Source organism: Paracoccus sp. 08, assembly GCF_024105395.1.
GTDB classification, from domain to species: Bacteria; Pseudomonadota; Alphaproteobacteria; order Rhodobacterales; family Rhodobacteraceae; genus Paracoccus; species Paracoccus marcusii.
In genome coordinates this window covers 161,763-179,824 of the sequence record NZ_WEKR01000064.1, presented here as the reverse complement: position 1 = coordinate 179,824, position 18,062 = coordinate 161,763, and the positions used below count along the sequence as shown (strand labels likewise).

The 18,062-nt window shown below is 62.4% G+C and carries 15 protein-coding genes and 1 pseudogene; 4 read left to right on the top strand and 12 right to left on the bottom strand.

Annotation, left to right across the window (positions count from 1 at the left end):
• Nucleotides 1–245 precede the first annotated feature (245 nt).
• From GBO37_RS14865 to GBO37_RS14850, 4 genes are all read right to left on the bottom strand, one after another.
• Nucleotides 246–2,417 (bottom strand): AAA family ATPase, encoded by a 2,172-nt coding sequence (locus GBO37_RS14865; RefSeq protein WP_252929841.1) that lies wholly within the window; start codon nt 2,415–2,417, stop codon nt 246–248.
• Nucleotides 2,418–2,462: 45 nt separating this feature from the next.
• Nucleotides 2,463–3,506: a GIY-YIG nuclease family protein gene (locus GBO37_RS14860; RefSeq protein ID WP_252929840.1), complete on the bottom strand. Its 1,044-nt coding sequence runs from the start codon at nt 3,504–3,506 to the stop codon at nt 2,463–2,465.
• Nucleotides 3,507–3,659: 153 nt separating this feature from the next.
• Complete coding sequence (locus GBO37_RS14855; RefSeq protein ID WP_252929839.1) at nt 3,660–4,163, bottom strand: hypothetical protein; 504 nt, start codon at nt 4,161–4,163, stop codon at nt 3,660–3,662.
• Nucleotides 4,164–5,308: 1,145 nt separating this feature from the next.
• Entirely contained in the window at nt 5,309–5,812 is a 504-nt protein-coding gene (locus GBO37_RS14850) for an MFS transporter (protein ID WP_252929838.1), read from the bottom strand.
• A gap of 23 nt (nt 5,813–5,835) precedes the next feature.
• On the opposite strand from GBO37_RS14850, the pseudogene GBO37_RS14845 reads away from it, so the two are divergent.
• Nucleotides 5,836–6,426 (top strand): annotated as a pseudogene (locus GBO37_RS14845) (substrate binding domain-containing protein); the annotation flags it as partial.
• 289 nt (nt 6,427–6,715) lie between these two features.
• On the opposite strand, the gene GBO37_RS14840 reads toward GBO37_RS14845, so the two are convergent.
• A complete protein-coding gene (locus GBO37_RS14840; protein ID WP_252929836.1) occupies nt 6,716–7,642 on the bottom strand; it encodes a GlxA family transcriptional regulator in 927 nt (308 codons plus the stop codon).
• A 101-nt stretch (nt 7,643–7,743) separates the two neighbouring features.
• On the opposite strand from GBO37_RS14840, the gene GBO37_RS14835 reads away from it, so the two are divergent.
• Both GBO37_RS14835 and GBO37_RS14830 read left to right on the top strand, forming a co-directional pair.
• Nucleotides 7,744–8,286: a cysteine hydrolase family protein gene (locus tag GBO37_RS14835; RefSeq protein WP_252929835.1), complete on the top strand. Its 543-nt coding sequence runs from the start codon at nt 7,744–7,746 to the stop codon at nt 8,284–8,286.
• A gap of 21 nt (nt 8,287–8,307) precedes the next feature.
• Nucleotides 8,308–9,189, top strand: a complete 882-nt coding sequence (locus GBO37_RS14830; protein ID WP_252929834.1) for an MBL fold metallo-hydrolase — start codon at nt 8,308–8,310, stop codon at nt 9,187–9,189.
• Nucleotides 9,190–10,261: 1,072 nt separating this feature from the next.
• On the opposite strand, the gene argC is transcribed toward GBO37_RS14830, so the two are convergent.
• The 3 genes from argC to GBO37_RS14815 form a co-directional block, all read right to left on the bottom strand.
• Nucleotides 10,262–11,239: an N-acetyl-gamma-glutamyl-phosphate reductase gene (gene argC, locus GBO37_RS14825; RefSeq protein WP_252929833.1), complete on the bottom strand. Its 978-nt coding sequence runs from the start codon at nt 11,237–11,239 to the stop codon at nt 10,262–10,264.
• A 371-nt stretch (nt 11,240–11,610) separates the two neighbouring features.
• The gene (locus GBO37_RS14820; protein WP_252929832.1) at nt 11,611–12,093 is read right to left on the bottom strand and encodes a hypothetical protein; all 483 of its coding nucleotides are present in this window, start codon (nt 12,091–12,093) and stop codon (nt 11,611–11,613) included.
• 4 nt (nt 12,094–12,097) lie between these two features.
• Complete coding sequence (locus GBO37_RS14815; protein ID WP_252929831.1) at nt 12,098–13,006, bottom strand: hypothetical protein; 909 nt, start codon at nt 13,004–13,006, stop codon at nt 12,098–12,100.
• Nucleotides 13,007–13,396: 390 nt separating this feature from the next.
• On the opposite strand from GBO37_RS14815, the gene GBO37_RS14810 reads away from it, so the two are divergent.
• Nucleotides 13,397–14,029, top strand: coding sequence for a tyrosine-type recombinase/integrase (locus tag GBO37_RS14810; RefSeq protein ID WP_252929830.1), 633 nt, complete (start codon nt 13,397–13,399; stop codon nt 14,027–14,029).
• Nucleotides 14,030–14,362: 333 nt separating this feature from the next.
• On the opposite strand, the gene GBO37_RS14805 is transcribed toward GBO37_RS14810, so the two are convergent.
• The 4 genes from GBO37_RS14805 to GBO37_RS14790 form a co-directional block, all read right to left on the bottom strand.
• A complete protein-coding gene (locus tag GBO37_RS14805) occupies nt 14,363–15,109 on the bottom strand; it encodes an SDR family oxidoreductase (protein WP_252929829.1) in 747 nt (248 codons plus the stop codon).
• Nucleotides 15,110–15,225: 116 nt separating this feature from the next.
• Nucleotides 15,226–15,579: a cyclophilin-like fold protein gene (locus GBO37_RS14800; RefSeq protein WP_252929828.1), complete on the bottom strand. Its 354-nt coding sequence runs from the start codon at nt 15,577–15,579 to the stop codon at nt 15,226–15,228.
• 81 nt (nt 15,580–15,660) lie between these two features.
• Entirely contained in the window at nt 15,661–16,857 is a 1,197-nt protein-coding gene (locus GBO37_RS14795; RefSeq protein ID WP_252929827.1) for a carboxymuconolactone decarboxylase family protein, read from the bottom strand.
• Nucleotides 16,858–16,968: 111 nt separating this feature from the next.
• Nucleotides 16,969–18,027, bottom strand: coding sequence for an alpha/beta hydrolase (locus GBO37_RS14790; protein ID WP_252929826.1), 1,059 nt, complete (start codon nt 18,025–18,027; stop codon nt 16,969–16,971).
• Nucleotides 18,028–18,062: the final 35 nt, after the last annotated feature.

Below are 18,062 nucleotides of genomic sequence, written 5' to 3'. Positions count from 1 at the left end.
CTTTAGGTTCTTGAATGGGCCAGAACCTCCCGCACGCCCTCGGCCATGGCGATCGTGGTCGATAAATGCTCCTAACCGCCGCGATGCATGGCGACAGAGGGGACGAAAGGCCTGGTGCGGTCTTCGGTCTGACGCCGTGAGGATGCGATATAGTTTTTACCATCCTTGGCGTCGGTCGTGCCGCGCCAAGTCCTGCAACACGATCCGGCACCGGAAAGAAACCGGGTATGATCGAGTAACCGGGTTCATGGCGCAGTGTCATCACGGCCTTCGGGAGCCACATGATGGCGTTCAGCCGTCCTAAGGACGGGTGCCAAGGCCACCGCCAGGTCAGCCTCCACCAGAAAGCCTCTGGTCTCGAGATCCCGTGCGAGGCTCTCCAGAAGCAGTCGATGCTCTACGAGAACCTCGAGTGCCAACGTAAGTGCCCGGTCGAGGTCGCGCTGCATATTCTGCCGCATGAGCCCCGGCAGCGTGAGCAGCGTCGCTGCCGGGGGTGGCGCGCCGAGGGAGAGGTGGCCCATGTCGCCGAGGCCAAGGCTCAGGTGGCTTTGCAGCATGAGCATAGTCGCCGCGTGCAGATCGCTGTCGTGGGTGCCGCCGGCACCGCCGCTCGCCTCGCCGAGGAGCAGGATCTCCGCCGCGCGCCCCGCGAGATGCGCCGCGCAGCGCTGCTGAAGCGTGTCCCGGGTCACGTCAACGTCGAACCAGCGTAACCGTGTCTCGCCGCCGTCCGGGCTGAGCCGGAGGGCCTTGACCTCACCGACGCCGAGCGCGGTCATGACCACGGCGTGCCCGGCTTCATGAACCGCCGCGCGGCGGCGCATGTTTGGGGGCAGCGCGAGGTGGCCTGGGACCAGCGCCGTGCGCAGATCGTCGGGTGTCAGCGGCCGCTTCGCACGCCGGGCAACGCCCCGTGCTGCCCGAACGGCGGCAGCGCAATCGGCCCCCGAGAGGCCGAGGGCCATCTGCCCGAGCGCGGTCAGATCTGTCTCGCGCAGGTCCTCACCCAAGTGCTGGCGCAGGATGATTGCCAGCGCCTCGGCGTCCGGTCGGCCGATCTCGAACCTCTCGTCAAATCGGCCGGGGCGCAGGATCGCGGGATCGATATGGTCGGGGTGGTTGCAGGCGCCCACGACAATGACGCCCTCACGCCCATCGATGCCGTCGAGCTGCTCCAGCAAAGCCGCGATGACCTTGCTGTCGTAGCTCTGATGTTGGCTGGTTCGCCCGCTCGTCCGTGACCCAAATGCGTCGAGCTCGTCGATGAAAAGGATCGACGGCGCCTGGTCGGCGGCGGTCGAGAAGCCGGCGCGCATGGCCTTGAGCATATCTCCCAAGGCGCCCCGCGACTGCCATTGCGCATAACTGGCGCTCTCGAGATGGATGCCGGGCTCGCGGGCCATGGCGCGGGCCAGCTCGGTCTTGCCGCAGCCCGGCGGACCCACGATCAGCATGCCGCGATGCACCGCGTCCCATGCGAGTTCGCCCGCCTGCCAGGCGCGGAGATCCTCGACGATGCCGATGGCCGTGTCGCGGGCGGTGCCGAGACCCGCGAGATCGGCGAGGCGAATGCCGCTCTTCTGTCGCGCCTCCGCCTTCGCCTTGTCGACCGCGATCGCTTGAACCTTGTCTTTGAAGGTCCGGGGGTTCGACGCCGTAGTTGTGTCACACAGGACCTTGAGCGCCTCCTCGACGCTTTCGCTGCGCAGCGACAGCATCAGCGGCAGCAGCGGCGTCGCTGCAAGATGATCATTGGATGGCAGCCGTTCCTGCAGCACCGCAGGATCGGATCCCGGCCAGCTTAAGGCAAGCAGCTGTGCGGCGATCTCCCGATCCATCCCCCGGAACGGCCAGAGAGGCACCTTCGCCACGCCCAGGATCTCCGCGGCAGGCATGCCCTCGGGGAGTAGCATCATGACAGGCACGTCGAGCGTCAGCGCCTCGACCAGGTCGCGTTCCAACTGGTCGCGCGGGGAGCCGCCATAGGTCTGGCCCGGCTGAATGACGGCGACCGCGCCGCGGCGGCGGCGCTCATGCTCGGTCCGCGCGATCTGCCAGCCCTGCGGCAGCATCAAGGGCAGCAGGCGGCGCACGTCCTTTGACCTGTCATCGGGAAGACCGGTGATCGCAATGATCGCCCCGCGGTCAAGCGCGGCCTGCAGCCTGGCCTCGCTGCCGATCGTTGCGGCGAGGCAGAGGATCATCATCTGCTGACGGCGCGAGGTGTAGGAGACGTCCCCCTCGCCCTTGAGCGGCGGCAAGTCGTCGGCGGCATCGCCATGCTCCTTGAGCAGGCTGGCCCGCTCGGCGTCATTGCGGGCCTCCTCGACGCGGGCACGAGCGAGGATCTCGGCGGCATAGGCACGCCAGTCGGGGTGGGACGGCGCAGCCGTCTGCATATCACTGTCGGTCATGTCGACCTCCTGTTATTCATTGGCAGGTGAAGGATGTCCGGCCCGTCAGCCGCGCCCGGCTTGAGGTCCGTCGGCAGGACGCTTGCGGCGCTGACGGTTCTTGATGCGACGGGCGTTCTGCCGTTCCTGCCGGCGGGCTTGCCTTGCTTTGTGCCTCGCTAGGGACCTGACCCGCAGCGCAACATCGTCGAGCAGCGCCATGATCTCCGGCGCGATGCTGGCGCAGTAGAGCTCCGACTTAACCTTCACCTGGCCCGCGAACTCGGCCTGCTCGAGGACCGCCTCGGGATGAAGGGCGCACAGGGTGCCATGCAGGCGCTTTTCCCGACCGATGGCGTCGTGGCCGGTCGTGACCGGGATGACCCGGATCAGCGCGGCGTCCTGCTGCGGATCGGTCATCAGCTGATGGCGAAGACGGGACCATGGATCGCGCGAGAACCCGACCTTGATGGCATCCCGGCCGCTCTGGAGGCCGAAGCGCATCGCATAGATGTGGCTCGGGGCGCGGGTCCAGGCGTCCCCGCAGCCCCCGCAGGTGAAGCGTCCGGTCCGCATGTTGACGATCGCGACCCGTTGCTCATGTCCGCAGCCGTGCCGATAGAGCAGGTAGTCGCGGTCGCCTTCGGGATCGTCATCGATGACCTGCCACCCGCGGGCCTCGGCCTCGGCCGCGAGCCGCGCGTCGAGGCATTCCTCGCAGCGGATCCCGGTCTTGCCCGCCGCCACGCGCTCCAAAAGCGATTGCTGCCGGCAAGTCTCATGGCCACAGGGAAGCCTGATCCAGAAATCGTGCGAGCCGTCGGCCTCGAGAAACGCCACGCCGGCAGCGTCGCAGAGGCGCTTGCGTCGATCATCGAGGCAATGCGGGCAACGCGGGGTGGCCGTGCGCAGCACAAAGACCTTTGAGACCATATGTCCGCCGCAGGTGTCGCAGCGCAGGTAGAGATGGTTCCTGTCGATCACGCGCTCGACGATCTCGTAGCCCTTCTCGTCGGCAAAATCGTGCCATTGGTCCGGGATGTCGCAGTCATAAATCGGATAGTCTTCCTCACCGACGGTGTAGATCGGCTGAAGGTTGGAAAAGGACATGCGTGGTCCTCCCGTTCGGGTTTGCGAATAAGAAAGGGACAGCCAAGGGTGCGGGTGACGCCGTGGCGACGAAGGCCCGGCGTCAGCCTGCATGGGCCATCGCCCGCGCGGACGCGGGGGATCAGCCTGGGCTGTCGACGATGAGAAGAAGTGTCAGGCCGCGATGGGCTCCGCGTCGAGCCCTGCACCCTCGGTGCGATAGAGCGGCAGGCGCGCCATCAGGGCGAAGCGCCGCTCTGCGGAGGAAAGCATCTTGCGCACTTCATCCGCCGCCGGACCATCGCCCGGCACGAGGAAGAACTGCGCGAGTTCGCTTTTCAGCGTTTCGTAGCGGGCGAAGGCCGATGCACGGTTCTCCCGGACCAGCGTTGCGAGCAGCAAAGTCATCCGCCGCAAGGGCAGGTCCAGCGGCTCGGCCGGAAGGGCTTTGAGCGTATTGAGCAGCGTCTCGTGAAACGTCGGCAGCGAGTTTTCTGCCCAGGCCAGCGCACGACCGTAGCCGAGATCCGCGGGCCGGGTCCGGTTCAGCGCAAGTTCGGAGTGGATATGCTCGCCCCAGGCATCGAGCAAGCTGATGAACTGCAGTCCATAGTAGCTGGCGTGCCAGAAGGGCGCTTTCACCGCGCGGGGCGCGGTGGTAGAGGTCTTGGTAGCCATGTCAGTCTCCACGAAGATTGGCTGGTTAGGGTCTTGGCGGGGAGGTGAGATGCCCTGCCGAGGCCTGCCGGGCGTTTGCCGCGACATAAGGTGATTCTGACGGCGGCGAATCACCGTGTCAACAGCTCATCTGTGATAACATCTTCGTTACTGGAACTGCGATTTGCCTCACGCGATGCGGTCTCGTTCAGTCGGTAGTCCGTCGCGAGTGGCATTCGGACGCCATGAAGCGGATTGAAATCCGGTAGGGGAATTGTCCCTGGGCCTGCCTGTCCGTAAACCGGCCTAAGGCACCATTCTCTACATATCCAAATCATGTCTTTGTAATAGAAGCAGAAATATGAGGTTTGGTGAGTGTAACGCGCGTTACGCTTGCGTTACGGTTTTTGTTACGGCCAAGTTTTTGATGTTATTGTAAAAAATGTATTTCGTAACGACGTAACACATATACACACATAATCGCCTACGTATACAGGCGCACATACGCACACACGGGCACATCAAATTCATTTCCCCCCGCGTTACAGGCGTTACGCTGTTACAGCGTTGATTTTAAAAGGTTTCAGCGTAACAGCCCTGTTACGTCCCTGTTACGGTCGCGCTGTCCACACTTTGGCAACCGGGGCGGGTTTCGCGTTTCCCGATCAGCGGTTAATTTGGTCATCGTGGAAATGGGCCCCGGCTCCGAAAGGGTGGGCCGAGCGGAGCGGGGACTAGATCGGTCGGTCCCAAGAATGGCGCAGCAGGAGGCGGGATTTGGAATTTCGAATGGAGGATTTTGCCGACAGCGTGACCCTGGGGTGTTCGAAGTGGGACGTCCGGCTTCTCCTCGGCACGCTAATTGCTTGGCTGCGCCGCTGGCCTCCCGAGGGGGCGGGCAAGCCCCATCGGAGCGGCGATGGAATTGAAATGGGAAAGGGATTTTCAATGAGCCGCCAGGATGGCGTGACAGGCAGCGCCAGGCTCCGCTTCGCAACGTCAGCGGCCATCCCGGTTCCTGCCTCCTGCGAGGGCTCGAGCGCTAGCGTTCGGCTGACTCTCGAGCCGGCCTGCAGTCCGAGTTCCGTGCCATGGCGTTGACAGCGGTAATCAATCACGGGCTGCCGGCGCGACTGGCCCCTTCTGACAGACCAGCTCGCTTCGGTTCAGGCCGCGATGGCGGCTTTGGTCGGCTCCCCCAGTCGGCCGGACAGCCGAATGAGGCCGATGCTCGCCGCAACGACGAGCGCGCCGACGAAGGGTGCCGCAATGAGGCCCATATCGTCTACCACGACCCCGCCCACGGCGGCCCCCAGGGCGATGCCCAGATTGAACGCCCCGATGTTCAGGCCGGAGGCCACGTCGACCGCATCCGGGCTGACCTGCCGCGCGATCTGCACGACATAGGCCTGAAGCGGCGGCACGTTGGCGAAGGCGAAGCCGCCCCAGAGAGCCACCACGGCGACAGCGGCGACGGGATGGGGCAGCGCCAGTCCGAAGGCGGCCAAAAGGACCGCAAGACCCGCGAAGATCAGCGTCAGTGCAGGGACTGGCCCCATGCGGTCGGCCAGCCTGCCGCCCAGGTTATTGCCCACGGCGACCGAAGCCCCGTAAAGCAGGATCACCAGACTGACCGCTCCGGCCGACAGGCCCGTGACGTCGGTCAGCATCGGCGCCAGATCACGCGCGATACCCCGAGATTGGGCTGACCGTCGACATGACCGACAGCATCGTCGACCTGATCGACGCCCATGCCGATGTTGCCATCCGCTTCGGCCCGCTGCCCGACAGCGACCTGCTGCACCGGCCCCTCGGGCGGGCCGAGTGGCGTCTGGTCGCCGCGCCGGACTATCTTGCGCGGAGCGGGCGCCCGGAACGGCCCGCAGATCTGGCCGCGCTGGAGCAGGTGCGGTTCTCGTCCCCCGCGCATATCAACGATCTCCGGTTTCACGGCATGGCGGACCCCGTCTCTCCGCGCATCTCGGTGACGGCGGCAAACGGCGAGGCGGTTCGGCAGTTCGTCCTGGGCGGCATGGGCATCGCGCGGTTCTCAGACTTCATGATCGACGCCGACATCGCATCGGGCCGCGCGGTCGAGCTGTTTACGGGTCAGCTGGACATTACGCCTCTGGCCGTCAGCGCGCTTTACCTGACGCGCGCCTCGGGCCTGCGGCGAATGGCCGTATTCCTCGACTGGCTGACCGACGTGATGGCGGATCCGTCCGAACGGAATGCGGTAAGCGCAGTCGTCAGCCCATCCTTAAGGCGCTCTTCGAGCGAATGACCGGTCACTGCGCACTCGGCCCAAAGCGGCCTGACAGCGCCCGCCTGACGCCGCCCTGCAGCATCGCCATACCAGACGTTCGTGCTTGGCGCGGCGAGATCGTCGGGTCACAGTCCGCTACGCGGGACCTTTCGGCCGTTCGCTGCAACCGCATCCTCATCTTGTTTTGGTTGAAACCAGATTGGCCAAATGAGCGAAGAACTGCCCTACGGCGGTGCGGCGAGACGATTCCGGAAGCCGGCGAAGGCGGCCATTCATCTCCTCGAACCCATGATCCAATCGGCCCGCCTCACGCATGGAACCGCTGCCGATATTCTCCCGGTGTCAACCCGACGATCCGGTAGAAGATCTTGCGGAACGATCCGGCATCGGTATAGCCGACCTCCCAAGCCACGCGCTCCACCGGCAGACGGCTGAACTGCAAAAGTTCCTGCGCTTTGGCGATCCGCAGCCGCTGCGCATAGTCGGTCGTGGTAAGGCCTGTCGCTTTCTGGAAGCGGCGCAGCAGCGTCCGCTCTTCCAAGCCGGCCTGGTCAGCCAGCATAGCCAGGCGCGCCTCGCGGCCCTCGGTCGCCTGCAAGTGATGCTGAACCTTGAGCACCGCCGCGTCGCCATGGGTCAACCGTGGAACGAAACTGCTGTAGTATCGTTGCTCGCGCCCCGGTGGGTCCACCAGCATCATCCGCGCGGTCTGCGCCATCACCACGGGTCCCAGGAAACGCTCGACCAGCTTTAGGCCGAGATCAGTCCAGGACATCAGCCCCCCGGCCGAGATGATGTCGCCGCCGTCGATGATGAGGCGGTCGGTGTCCAGCACGACATCAGGAAAACGATCCCGGAAAGCTTGGGCATAGGTCCAATGTGTGGTGACCGTGCGTCCCTTCAGCAGCCCCGTTTCCGCCAGCAAAAAGGCACCACCACAGACGGAGGCCAGCACAGTTCCCTCGCCATGACGCTTTCGTAGCCAGTGCGCCAACGAGGCCGCAGCATCAGGCTGGATCGGCTGCTGAAGCGAGGGCGGAAGGATCAGGACATCGCATGCGACCTCGGCTGCCGGCTCGGCGGGAACGTTCGGGTGGATGTCGTGCACCTGCAAGCGCGGCGAACCCTTCTCCGCCGCTGCCTGCCCGGCAACATAAAAGAGGTCCGTCAGCCCCATCGCTGCAGAAAGTTGCACGCCGGGATAAAGAACGATGCCGATCCTGATTTCGCTCATTTGTCGGTATCGCCCTTGTTTGTGTCTATTTTGCCGCTGGCAACAAAGATGGCCACGCATCAGGTTAAGATCAAGAAACGCAAACTCTGAAAGGTTTAGCCATGACCAACCGCGCAATTGTCGTCGTCGATCTGCAGAACGAATATTGGCCGAACGGTGGACTTCCGCTCGAGAACATCGAGGGCGCCGCTGCCAATGCCGCTCGCGTCATCGCCCATGCACGCGAGGCCGGCGATCTGGTTGTGAACGTGCGGCACGAGATGCCCGGCGGGCCGGTCTTCGTTCCCGGATCCAACGAGGCTGCGATTGCTACGGTCGTCGCCCCCGCTGAGGGTGAGCCGGTCATCACCAAGAACTACCCCAACTCCTTCCGCGAGACTGGCCTCAATGGCCTGCTCAAAGAGAAGGGGATCGAGGAAGTGGTGGTTGTCGGCGCCATGAGCCACATGTGTATCGACGCGACCGTCCGCGCGGCCAATGATCTAGGCTACCGCACCGTCACCGTTCATGACGCCTGCGCCACCCGCGAACTGGAGTTCAACGGCGCAAGCGTGCCCGCCGCCTATGTTCACACCGCCATGATGTCGGCTCTCGCCTTTGCCTATGGCGAGGTCGTCTCGACCGACGATTTCATCGCGCGCTGATCGGGCTTGAGGAGAAAAGACATGACCACACGTCGGCAAATGCTTGCCTTGTCCGCCTCAGCCCTTGCCGCGGGCGCCATTCCCGCTTCAGCTCAGACACCCGAGGTTGTTCAGGAAGGCGGCAGCAAGATCACCCAGCTCCGCAACGCCACGCTGCGGATCGACTATGGCGGCGTCCGCTTCCTGGTCGATCCGATGCTGGCCGAGCGTCACGCTTTCCCCGGCTTTCCAGGCACGGCCAACGATCACGAAGCGAACCCGATGGTAAATCTGCCTCTGCCGCTACCAGAGATCATCAACGTCGATGCCGTAATCGTCACCCACCTGCACGAAGATCACTGGGACCCGGCCGCGCGGGACGCACTGGACAAGGCTCTGCCAATCTTCGCCCAGAACGAGGCCGATGCCGAGGTCATCCGTGGTCAAGGCTTCCGTGACGTCCGCGTGCTGACGGAAAGCACCCAGTTCAACGGGGTCCGGTTGATCAAGACCGGCGGCCGTCACGGAACGGAGGCGCATTACGCCGTGCCGGAGATGGCGGAGGTTCTGGGCGAGGTCTGCGGCGTGGTGTTCCACCGCACCGGCGAGAAGACGATCTACCTCGCCGGGGACACGATCTGGAACAAGGATGTTGCCGCAGCCTTGTCCACACATGCGCCTGACGTGGCGATCCTGAATGCGGGCTATGCGATGGTTGAGGGCATCGACGGTGCGATCATCATGGGAACCGAAGATGTCCTGCGTGTTCACCAGGCCGCCCCAGAGGCGCTCCTGATTGCCTCGCATATGGAGGCAATCAACCACTGCGTCCTGACGCGGGCCGAACTGCGGGCGTTCGCGGCGAGCAAGGGATTTGAAGAGAAGCTGCTCACCCCCGGAGACGGCGAAGCTACGGCAATCTGAGGACACACACTTGTGGAGGAGGTGTGATGTGCACCGTCTTCTGATGTGAGGTCTTGGGAGCGAGCCTATGTCTCACGTGACGTGCAGCACCTTGTCTAAACGAACGGTTTGCGGAAGCCGCGCCGCAGCAACGGGCATCCCCACGAACGGCCACTATGGGCCGCGTTCTTTCGCTGCGCCTGCATTCGCTGCGCAGGAAGCGAATGTCGGTGATGGGCTCTTCGCGTCGATGCTGCGCCGACTGCTGACCGTCCGCTTTCGTCAATCTAGCAAACCCGAGAGGCAGACTGCCTGATAGAAAAGGCAGAGCTATGTGCCACAGAACATCGGGTGCCAGGGGGCAGATAGTCCTGCCTTCAGTGGTGGGGAAAATTGCGTGAAATCAGTGGGGCCTTTTCCCGATGCGAAGGCATGCTTGCCTTTCCTGTCACAAAGGTTTGCCTCTGATGAGTTGCAGCCCAATCTCTGCCCCGTGTTCCAAACTGGTCCGACATGTCGCGGCGCTCCTTCCTGTTCCGCCAGTGGCGAAGCCATCGCTGCTTTTCACTTTGGATGACCTCATGTCATCCGAAGGGCAAAGCAGGGTGGGCGCAGCCCGACCTGCGGCCGGACGGCGATCAGACACACGGGGCCGGAGCGGTGAAATTGGGAGGGACCCGCGCGCTTGCGCGTGGGAGGAACCGGATTTCTCCGTGGAGGCTGACGCGCAGCGGCACCAGAGCCCGTGTTCGGATCGCCGGCCGGATGGCAGGCGGAAAAATGAAATGAAAGATCGTCAGCCGTGCCAGAGCGAAGCGGCGGCGCGGCTGTCTTCTGGATCAGCGATCGCGGTGCCCGCGATCACCATATCTCTGAAAAAAGCAGCCTCTCGACTGCCAGGCAGCATCGACGCGAAGAGCCCATAGCGGCCCTTTGCGGTCGGTCGAGACGCTCTCGGCGATGCAGTGCGGCTTCCCCAAACCGGCCGCTCATACTTGCCGCAGCGAAATCGACAGGGCAATGTCGCTGATAGCGGGACGAAGCAGCCGCTCGCGGATGCGAACGGCTACGTAAGTGCAACCTCCCCTTAGCGTCACGGCCAGACAGGTGCCCCGTCCAATCCTGCCGTCTCAGCAAGCCCACAAATCAGGTTCGCATTCTGCACCGCGTGTCCAGCGGCTCCCTTACCGAGGTTGTCGACCACGCCCATCGCAATGACCAAATTCCGCTCCGGGTCGGCTGCATAGCTGACAAAAGAGAGGTTTGAACCAGTAGCCCATTTGGTCTGTGGCGGCCTGTCGGTCACTCGGACGAACGGCCTGTCCGCATAAAAACTCCGGGCCGCGTCCATGCACTGCTCAGTGGTCGCAGTGCCCCGGCAGTAGATGGTGACGAGCACGCCTCGGGTCATCGGCACCAGATGCGGTGTAAACACCAACCCGGCAGCGCTGCCACCGCTGAGTTGCTCAATGGTCTTGGCAATTTCGGGCATGTGGACGTGCTTGAGCAGGCCATAGGGCTGCAGGTTCTCATTGCTTTCTGCATAGCCGAACTTGCTATCACCACCGCCCCGGCCTGCGCCGGAAATGCCCGTCTTGGCGTCGATGATGATGTTGCCGGGCTCGATGAGCTTGTGGGTGAGCAGCGGCGCCAGCGCATTCAGCGTCGCGGCAGGAAAACACCCAGGGTTGGCAATGCGGCGCCGGTTCTTGATCTGGTCAGGCCAGACGTCGGCCAGTCCATAGCCCCAACCCTCGACATAGCGGTGGTCGCCTCCAATATCGACGATCTTCATCTGCTCAGGAACACGCGCCAGCGCCTCGGCCGAGGTGCCCGTGGGCAGCGAGGCAAAGAGCACGTCGAGTTTTGGCAGGGCGGCAAGGTCCCACTTCTCGATCACCAGATCAGCAAGCTTGTCCGGCACGCCGGGGAAGCGATCCATCAACCGACTGCCAGCACTACCCTCACCTGCAGCGTAGACCAGCTCGAACGACGGGTGGCTGGCGATCAGGCGAAGCGCTTCGCCGCCGCCGAAACCGCTGATGCCGACAATGCCGACGCGAATGCTCATGGTAGTGTCCTCTTCAAGCTTGAGAAAATAAAAGCCCCCGAAGCCGACGGCTGCGGGGGCTCAGGAAAGCGGGTCGGATCTGCTCTTGGAGGAGTGGGCTATATAGCGAGTCCGCTAATACAGCACAGGACGCTGATCGACGCGCAGCCTAAGAGCCGCCGCATGGGGGCGCTGCGTCGGCGTCGATCAAAAAGGGTCTGGCTCCTGAGCATGCCTTGAGAAATGTCGCTATCGCCCATCACAGTCAAGCCGCTTGACTGTTCCGCTGATGCCGCAAAGCGATTGTCTGATTTTAGGGTGGAATGACCGCTTGGGGCTCTTCGCGTCGATGCTGCCGGCCCTGGTGCCGCGAACGGCGCGGGCCTTCAAGGCTAACTTAGGCGGCGGCGTTGGCTGGATATTTGCTTCAGCATCAGCGGCAGGCGAGTTGACCACAGGAACGCGAAGACACCAACAAATGCAGTAGCACTGGCGAGACCCTTCATTAGATAGGTGTTGAAGATGACGCCCTTGCCAGAACTCATCCAGGCGAAGGCCAGTGCCAAACCCAACGCACCAAAGTAAATCCAGAAGAATATGAGCTGCCCACTCGCCAAGGTGTCTTCATCTTGTCGCACAACGTTTGTCATACGACTTGCCTCCCCGTCCGCGCCCGCAACCCTTTCAGAGACCGCGAATGGCGAATTTAGAACCGCAATAACAGCAAGTGAGACACCGACAAAAATGGATATGATGGTTGCAAGCAAGCTAACGACGCCTGAAAACTTCTCAGGGTTCGTCCACGCCGAAAACCCCGCACAAGTGGCAGCGCCAAGAGAGATAAAGAACCATATGACAGCACCACGGCTAATCATCCCGTCACCTTAACAGGTTCGCAGCGGATAGGTCCTTGTAATATTGCTCAAGTGCCTTTTTCGCGTGGTCAAATGAGAAGCTATTTGCATGGCGCGGTAGTAGAACGATTTTTGATTTTCTTAGCATGGAGTTTGAAACTTTAGTTCCGTCTTCAAGCGTCAAGGTGAAGCGATCAACGGCATCGGCGTCAGCGAGTTCCACGCCAATGTCGGTAAGCCAATCATCCTTACGAACCTCATCCTTCTCAAACCGCCCGCGTTTCAAGACGATCTTCCCGATAGCGTTGGCCCGTCTTTTTACTTCCCCCCCATCGGCTGGCTTTCCGAAAATCATCTGGATGATTCGTGAGCCTGTATGCTCACGCTCTGAGACCGTGAGGTTTTCCATGAAGTTGTTGATTGAGAAGTCCACTTCGCTGACGCCAATTTCTTCGATGCGGCTAAGTGTGGTCTGATCTGGCACATCAGCTATCCTCAACTTCGTATCATTCGACAGGACGCCGCAGCTTTTCGCAAGCTCTAGCACGTTCGTTGCCAATGTTCCAGCTTTGTTCTTCAAGTTGCAAGCTAGGATATGGTTGCGAATGATGTAAAAGACCATTTCCTCTTTGAGAAACTCTTGCTTCTCTGGGTGGAAAAACTCCTCCACCGCCGCAGAAGGGTCCTTTGTTTCAAAGTTTATTACGCCTACAGCGGACTCTACCTCCAAAACCCTTAGGAAAATGCCTATGCCATCATGTGGTCTCTGGATGCTGGCGAAAAAGAACTTGGAGAAAAAATCAATATCAAGGAGACGGTTTTCAACATCGCCCAACTTTTCAAATGAGCGTTCCAGCACCTCTTCTAATGTGCTGTTAAAGCCGTCGTGAAAATACGCCCGTTGAAGCGAAAGAGTTTTTGACCTGTAAGACATTCATAACCCTAATGTGGCTCGAGGTTATCCTCCCCAAAAGGCTGCCGTGTAGCAATGCCTTTGTTGTCCAACAAGCGGTTCGTGTGGCTATGAGACCTCCCTTGGATACGTCAAAGAGAAGCCCCGGTCGGGTTAGTGGATGAGTGCGGCAACCTTCCTGACGCTGTTCAGGATGCCCCCGGCCAGATTGATCAGATCAGGCAAGTGACGGCGCCAGTGGTGCTGCGGTGTGAACGAACGGCCGCTTCTGCGTCCTGAATCTTCTGATTCACCACGTCGCGGGAGGGCTGCTTCCCGCCCGAGCGCCACGACTCGAAGCCTCAACTGTGGTATCCTCTCTTGGTCGGCGTGACCGAAGAAGGGTGGGTCAGGTGGACAGGAGGCGTTCTCATGTCCGTCGATCTTCTCCCCGCCCTTCGCTCTGCCCGCGTTGCCTGGAACAAGGGCCGCATTATCGGGCAGAAGCGCCCGCTCCTGCCGCGGCATGTCTGGTCAATCCGCGTCCGGCTTGAAATGGCGGACAACGCTCGTGACCTTGCGCTTTTCAACATAGCAGTCGACAGCAAGTTGCGCGGGTGCGACTTGGTCGCCCTTCGCGTCCGGGATGTCTTCGCAGCCGGGCGCATCAAGGAACGTGCCTCTATGATCCAGAGCAAGACGGGCAAGCCGGTCCGGTTCGAGATCACCGAGGTCACGCGCCAGTCCTTGGAGTGCTGGATCTTGGACCCCGAAATGATCGGCCTCGAGTTCCTTTGGCCGAGCCGGATCCACGGCAGCCCACACCTGTCGACGCGGCAGTATGCGCGGATCGTCCGGGGGTGGGTCATATCTTTGGGTCTGGAGCCGAGCGCCTACGGAACCCATTCGATGAGGCGCACGAAGGTGGCGCAGATCTACAAGAAGACGGGCAACCTTCGGGCGGTGCAACTGCTGCTGGGCCATACGACAATGGACAGCACTGTCCGCTACCTTGGTGTCGACATTGAGGACGCACTGTTACTGTCAGAGGGGATCGACCTTTAGCCCTCCTATCGACCGGCATCTTCCGTGCCGGTCGGCCCATTCTGGCCGGTCGGGACGGCATTCTTGCCGCCGTGCAGCTTCCCAGGAGCAGACGTTCGTGTCTGCCGCAGCGCAATTGACCATGCACAGTCTGCTCTGCTGGACCATACAGTCGTTCGCTGCACCTGCAGCCCTATATGGAAGCGTCAGGCAAGGTCGGGTCCTTTAGAGCAGCAACAGACTTACGGAACTGCAGCATTTCCCTGCTAATTCGGCTTGAAAGGCTTCTTCTTCAGCATGTCCTTCACCCGCCAACGTGAACAGGGCGCGGCGATCGCAGCCGCCGCGCCCTGTTCACAGCTGCTGGGCAGTTGGACGGAAGATGATTTCGTTGACGTCCACATCCTCGGGCTGGCTGATCGCGAAGGCAGCCATGCGTGCGAAGCTGTCGGAGGGGATGCCGACTTGCCCGACGTAGTCACTGTTCGCGGCCTTCACCGCGGGGTCGGAGATCTGCTCCAGCAATTCGGTCCTGACCGCTCCGGGGCAGAGGATCGTGGAGCGGATGTTGTAAGGCTTCACCTCCTGGCGCAGGCCTTCGCAGATCGCGCGGACCGCGTGTTTCGTCCCGGAGTAGACTGCGGATGCCGGAAAGACGRGGTGGCCCGCCACAGAGGATGTGGTGATGAACTGCCCTGATGCCTGCGTCTTCATATGCGGCAGGGCCGCGGCGATTCCGTGCAGGACACCCTTGATGTTGACGTCGATCATCCGGCTCCATTCGTCCACCTTCAGGCTTTCAATGGCGGAAAGTGGCATGATGCCCGCATTGTTGATCATCACGTCGATACGGCCAAAGCGGCCGACTGCGCCGTTCACCAGCGCCTGAACGTCCTCGAGACGGGTAACATCGGTGGTCTGTGCCAGCGCTTCGCCACCGGCGGAGGTAATCTCGGACACCAGCGCGTCCAGCCTTTCGATCCGGCGGGCACCGAGGACCACTTTGGCGCCTTGCTGCGCCAGGTGCCGTGCCGCCGCCTCGCCCATGCCGCTGGAGGCGCCGGTAATGACGATGACTTTATCCTGGACGTTATTGCTCATTTTCAGTTTCCGAATGGGTGTTGGAACAGCGGAAGCGACCCGGCCGTCCTGTCTTGTGATGGCTTTTCGGAAATGGGCTTGCCTGAAGCATTGCCTCAGGCAGATGCGGGTGGTGGTCAGTCCGCAGCCTCAATCCGCACGGTGACGGGGTCGGCATTGTCGAACATCGACACGTCGTCCAGCACCTGGCCCAGGATCACGATCCCTGGAGAGGGGACCCGCCCATCGCGATAGTAGATGACGAAATCGCGGGAACTCCACAGCCCGAGCGTCCCTGTCGAAAAATCGCGCTGACGATCGCCTGCAGGAAGGGCTTGCGGCAGATCGCCGGTCTTTTCCTGACGTAGATGGTCAGTCATGGCCAAGTCCAGCGGCAGCATCGCCAGCAGCGCCTGCGCAGCGGGGCTGTCGTTCAGCTCTGCCATGACCGAACTCTGCGGGCTGGTGATGCGGATGATGTCCTGGGCCATGGCGGGCAAACCTGCGCAAAGGGTGAGGGTCAGGGAAAGCGTGGTGCAGCGAAGCATCTGCGGTCCTCTCGATGTTTGGGGTCAGCAGCCCGACGATTGCGGGACCTGATCGTGCGCAACGTGTTCCATCCAGGTCGTCCCAACGCCATCCAGGCTTTCGAGAAAGGCCAGATGGGCCATGCCCTGATCCGAGGTGGCTCCGTGCCAATGCCGCACCTCGGGCGGGATCTGGACGATATCGCCCGGACCGGCGGTGAGGACATCCTGCCCTTCGGACTGGATCAGCGCGCACCCTTGCGTGATATACAGCGTCTGGCCCAGAGGGTGGCTGTGCCAGGCGGTGCGGGCGCCGGGCTGAAACGTCACCAGCGCGCCGCTGACCCGGGCATCACCCGGCGCTTCGAACGACGGGCCGACGGTGACGCTGCCGGTGAAGGTCTCGGCTGCGGCCTCAAAGGTCTCGCCACCCGCGCGCACGATGGAGATGCTGTCCGGCGTTTCCACTGCGGCCTCGTCGGTGGCGATGTCGCCGCGGGCCTCGAAGACCTGCCGCATAGGCGTTAGCGCCGAAAAGCTGCGCGGCCAGCCCGCGTAATAGGCCAGCTGATGGGGGATCTCGGCGGCCTCCTCGAAGGTCAGGCCGTTGTCCATGGCGCGGTTCAAGTGGAAGGGCAGTTGTTCGGCCTGACCGTTTGCGATCAGCGCGGCCACCGTCACCAGGGACCGGTCGCGGGGCGCAAGGCCGGGGCGGCGCCACAGGTCGGCAAACAGCACCTGGTCCGTGGCATCGGCCAAGCCTGGCGACACCGGACGCGCGGTCTGGTCGACAGTGGCCAAGCGCGCAGCCTCGGCCTCGCTGTCATAGGGCAGCAGTTCGGGGTCCAGTGACACATCCGCGGCGATTCCGCGATTGGTCAGCACCGCCGCGATTTGGTCCAGCGCCTGCAGCGCCACGGGCCAACCTGCATAGAAGGCCAGATGCGTGACCAACTCCGACAGCTCCTCGGGGGTGACGCCGCTGTCCAGTGCGGTGGCAATATATCGGTCAAGCTGGTCCGCACGCCCCGTGGCGACGAGGGCCGAGACGGTCAGCAGCGACCGGTCGCGCGTCGTCAGCCGGTCCTGATCAGCCCAGAGCCGGTCGGCCAGAACGTCCTGGGTATAGCGGCCGAGTTGCGGGGCAATATGGGAGACCGCGTCAGGTGTGGCCGCTTCCTGCGCATTCAGGGGTAGTGCATAAAACGTGGCAAGGGTGATGGCATGGGGCAGACGTGTCATGTCGATCCTTTCTTCGATGCCGGGCGATCCGCCCCGCATCCGGCAGATTGGGTGGCGAAAATGGTCGTCGTTCAGGAATGGACAGGGGCGGCGCGTGGCCGCCCCCGTAGATCAGGCCAGATGGCTTGCAAAGAACTCGGCCAGTCGGTCGAAGGGAATGATGTCGGTCTGATCATAGAGATCGACGTGATCGGCACCGGGGATGACCATCAGTTCCTTCGGCTCGGCAGCGGCGGCAAAGGCATCTTCACTGAAATACAGCGAATGAGCGTTCTCGCCGGCGATCAGCAGCATCGGGCGGGGCGATATCTGGTCGATATAAGTCAGGATCGGCATGTTCATGAAGGACAGCGGGTTCGTGACCGTCCAGCCGGTGGTCGAGTTCACCGAGCGTTCGTGAAATCCACGTGGCGTCTTGTAGTAGTCGAAATACATCCGGATGACCGGATCATCGACGCCGTCCAGCGTCTCGGGCAGGCCGCCAGCCAATGTAGGGATGCCTGTCTCGGCATCGGTCCACCGCTGGCGGCTCATGTCGGTCAACGCCAGACTGCGCTGTTCCGGGGTCATCGCGTCGTCATATCCCCGCGCCATCACGCGGGTCATGTCATACATGCTGGTCGTGGCCACGGCCTTGACGCGCTTGTCCACGGCCACCGCATTCAGCGCCATGCCGGCAAAACCGCAGATGCCGATGATGCCGATCCGCTCGCGGTCGACCTCAGCGCGCAGGCCCAGGTAATCGACGGCGGCGCTGAAATCCTCGGTGTTGATGTCGGGAGATGCGACCTGGCGGGGCATCCCGCCGCTTTCGCCGACGAAGGACGGATCGAAGGCGATGGTGGCATAGCCACGCTCGGCCATGGTCTGGGCATACAGACCTGCCGACTGTTCCTTGACCGCGCCGAATGGTCCGGCGATCGCCAGCGCCGGCAGCGGGCCGGAGCGATCACGCGGCAGATACAGATCGCCCGACAAGGTGATGCCATAGCGGTTGGTGAAGGTGACCTTCTCATGGTCAATATTTTCGCTTTGCTGGAAGGTCTTGTCCCATGCGGCGTCGGTTTGGGCGGCGGCCCGGCCAGGCGCCATCGACACCGTCGTCAGGGCGGCCAGCCCCATTCCGGTCAACTGCATCAGCGCGCGGCGGTCGATTCCAGTTTTGGTCATGGCATGTCCTTTCGACAGGGTTGTTGGTCGCGGGA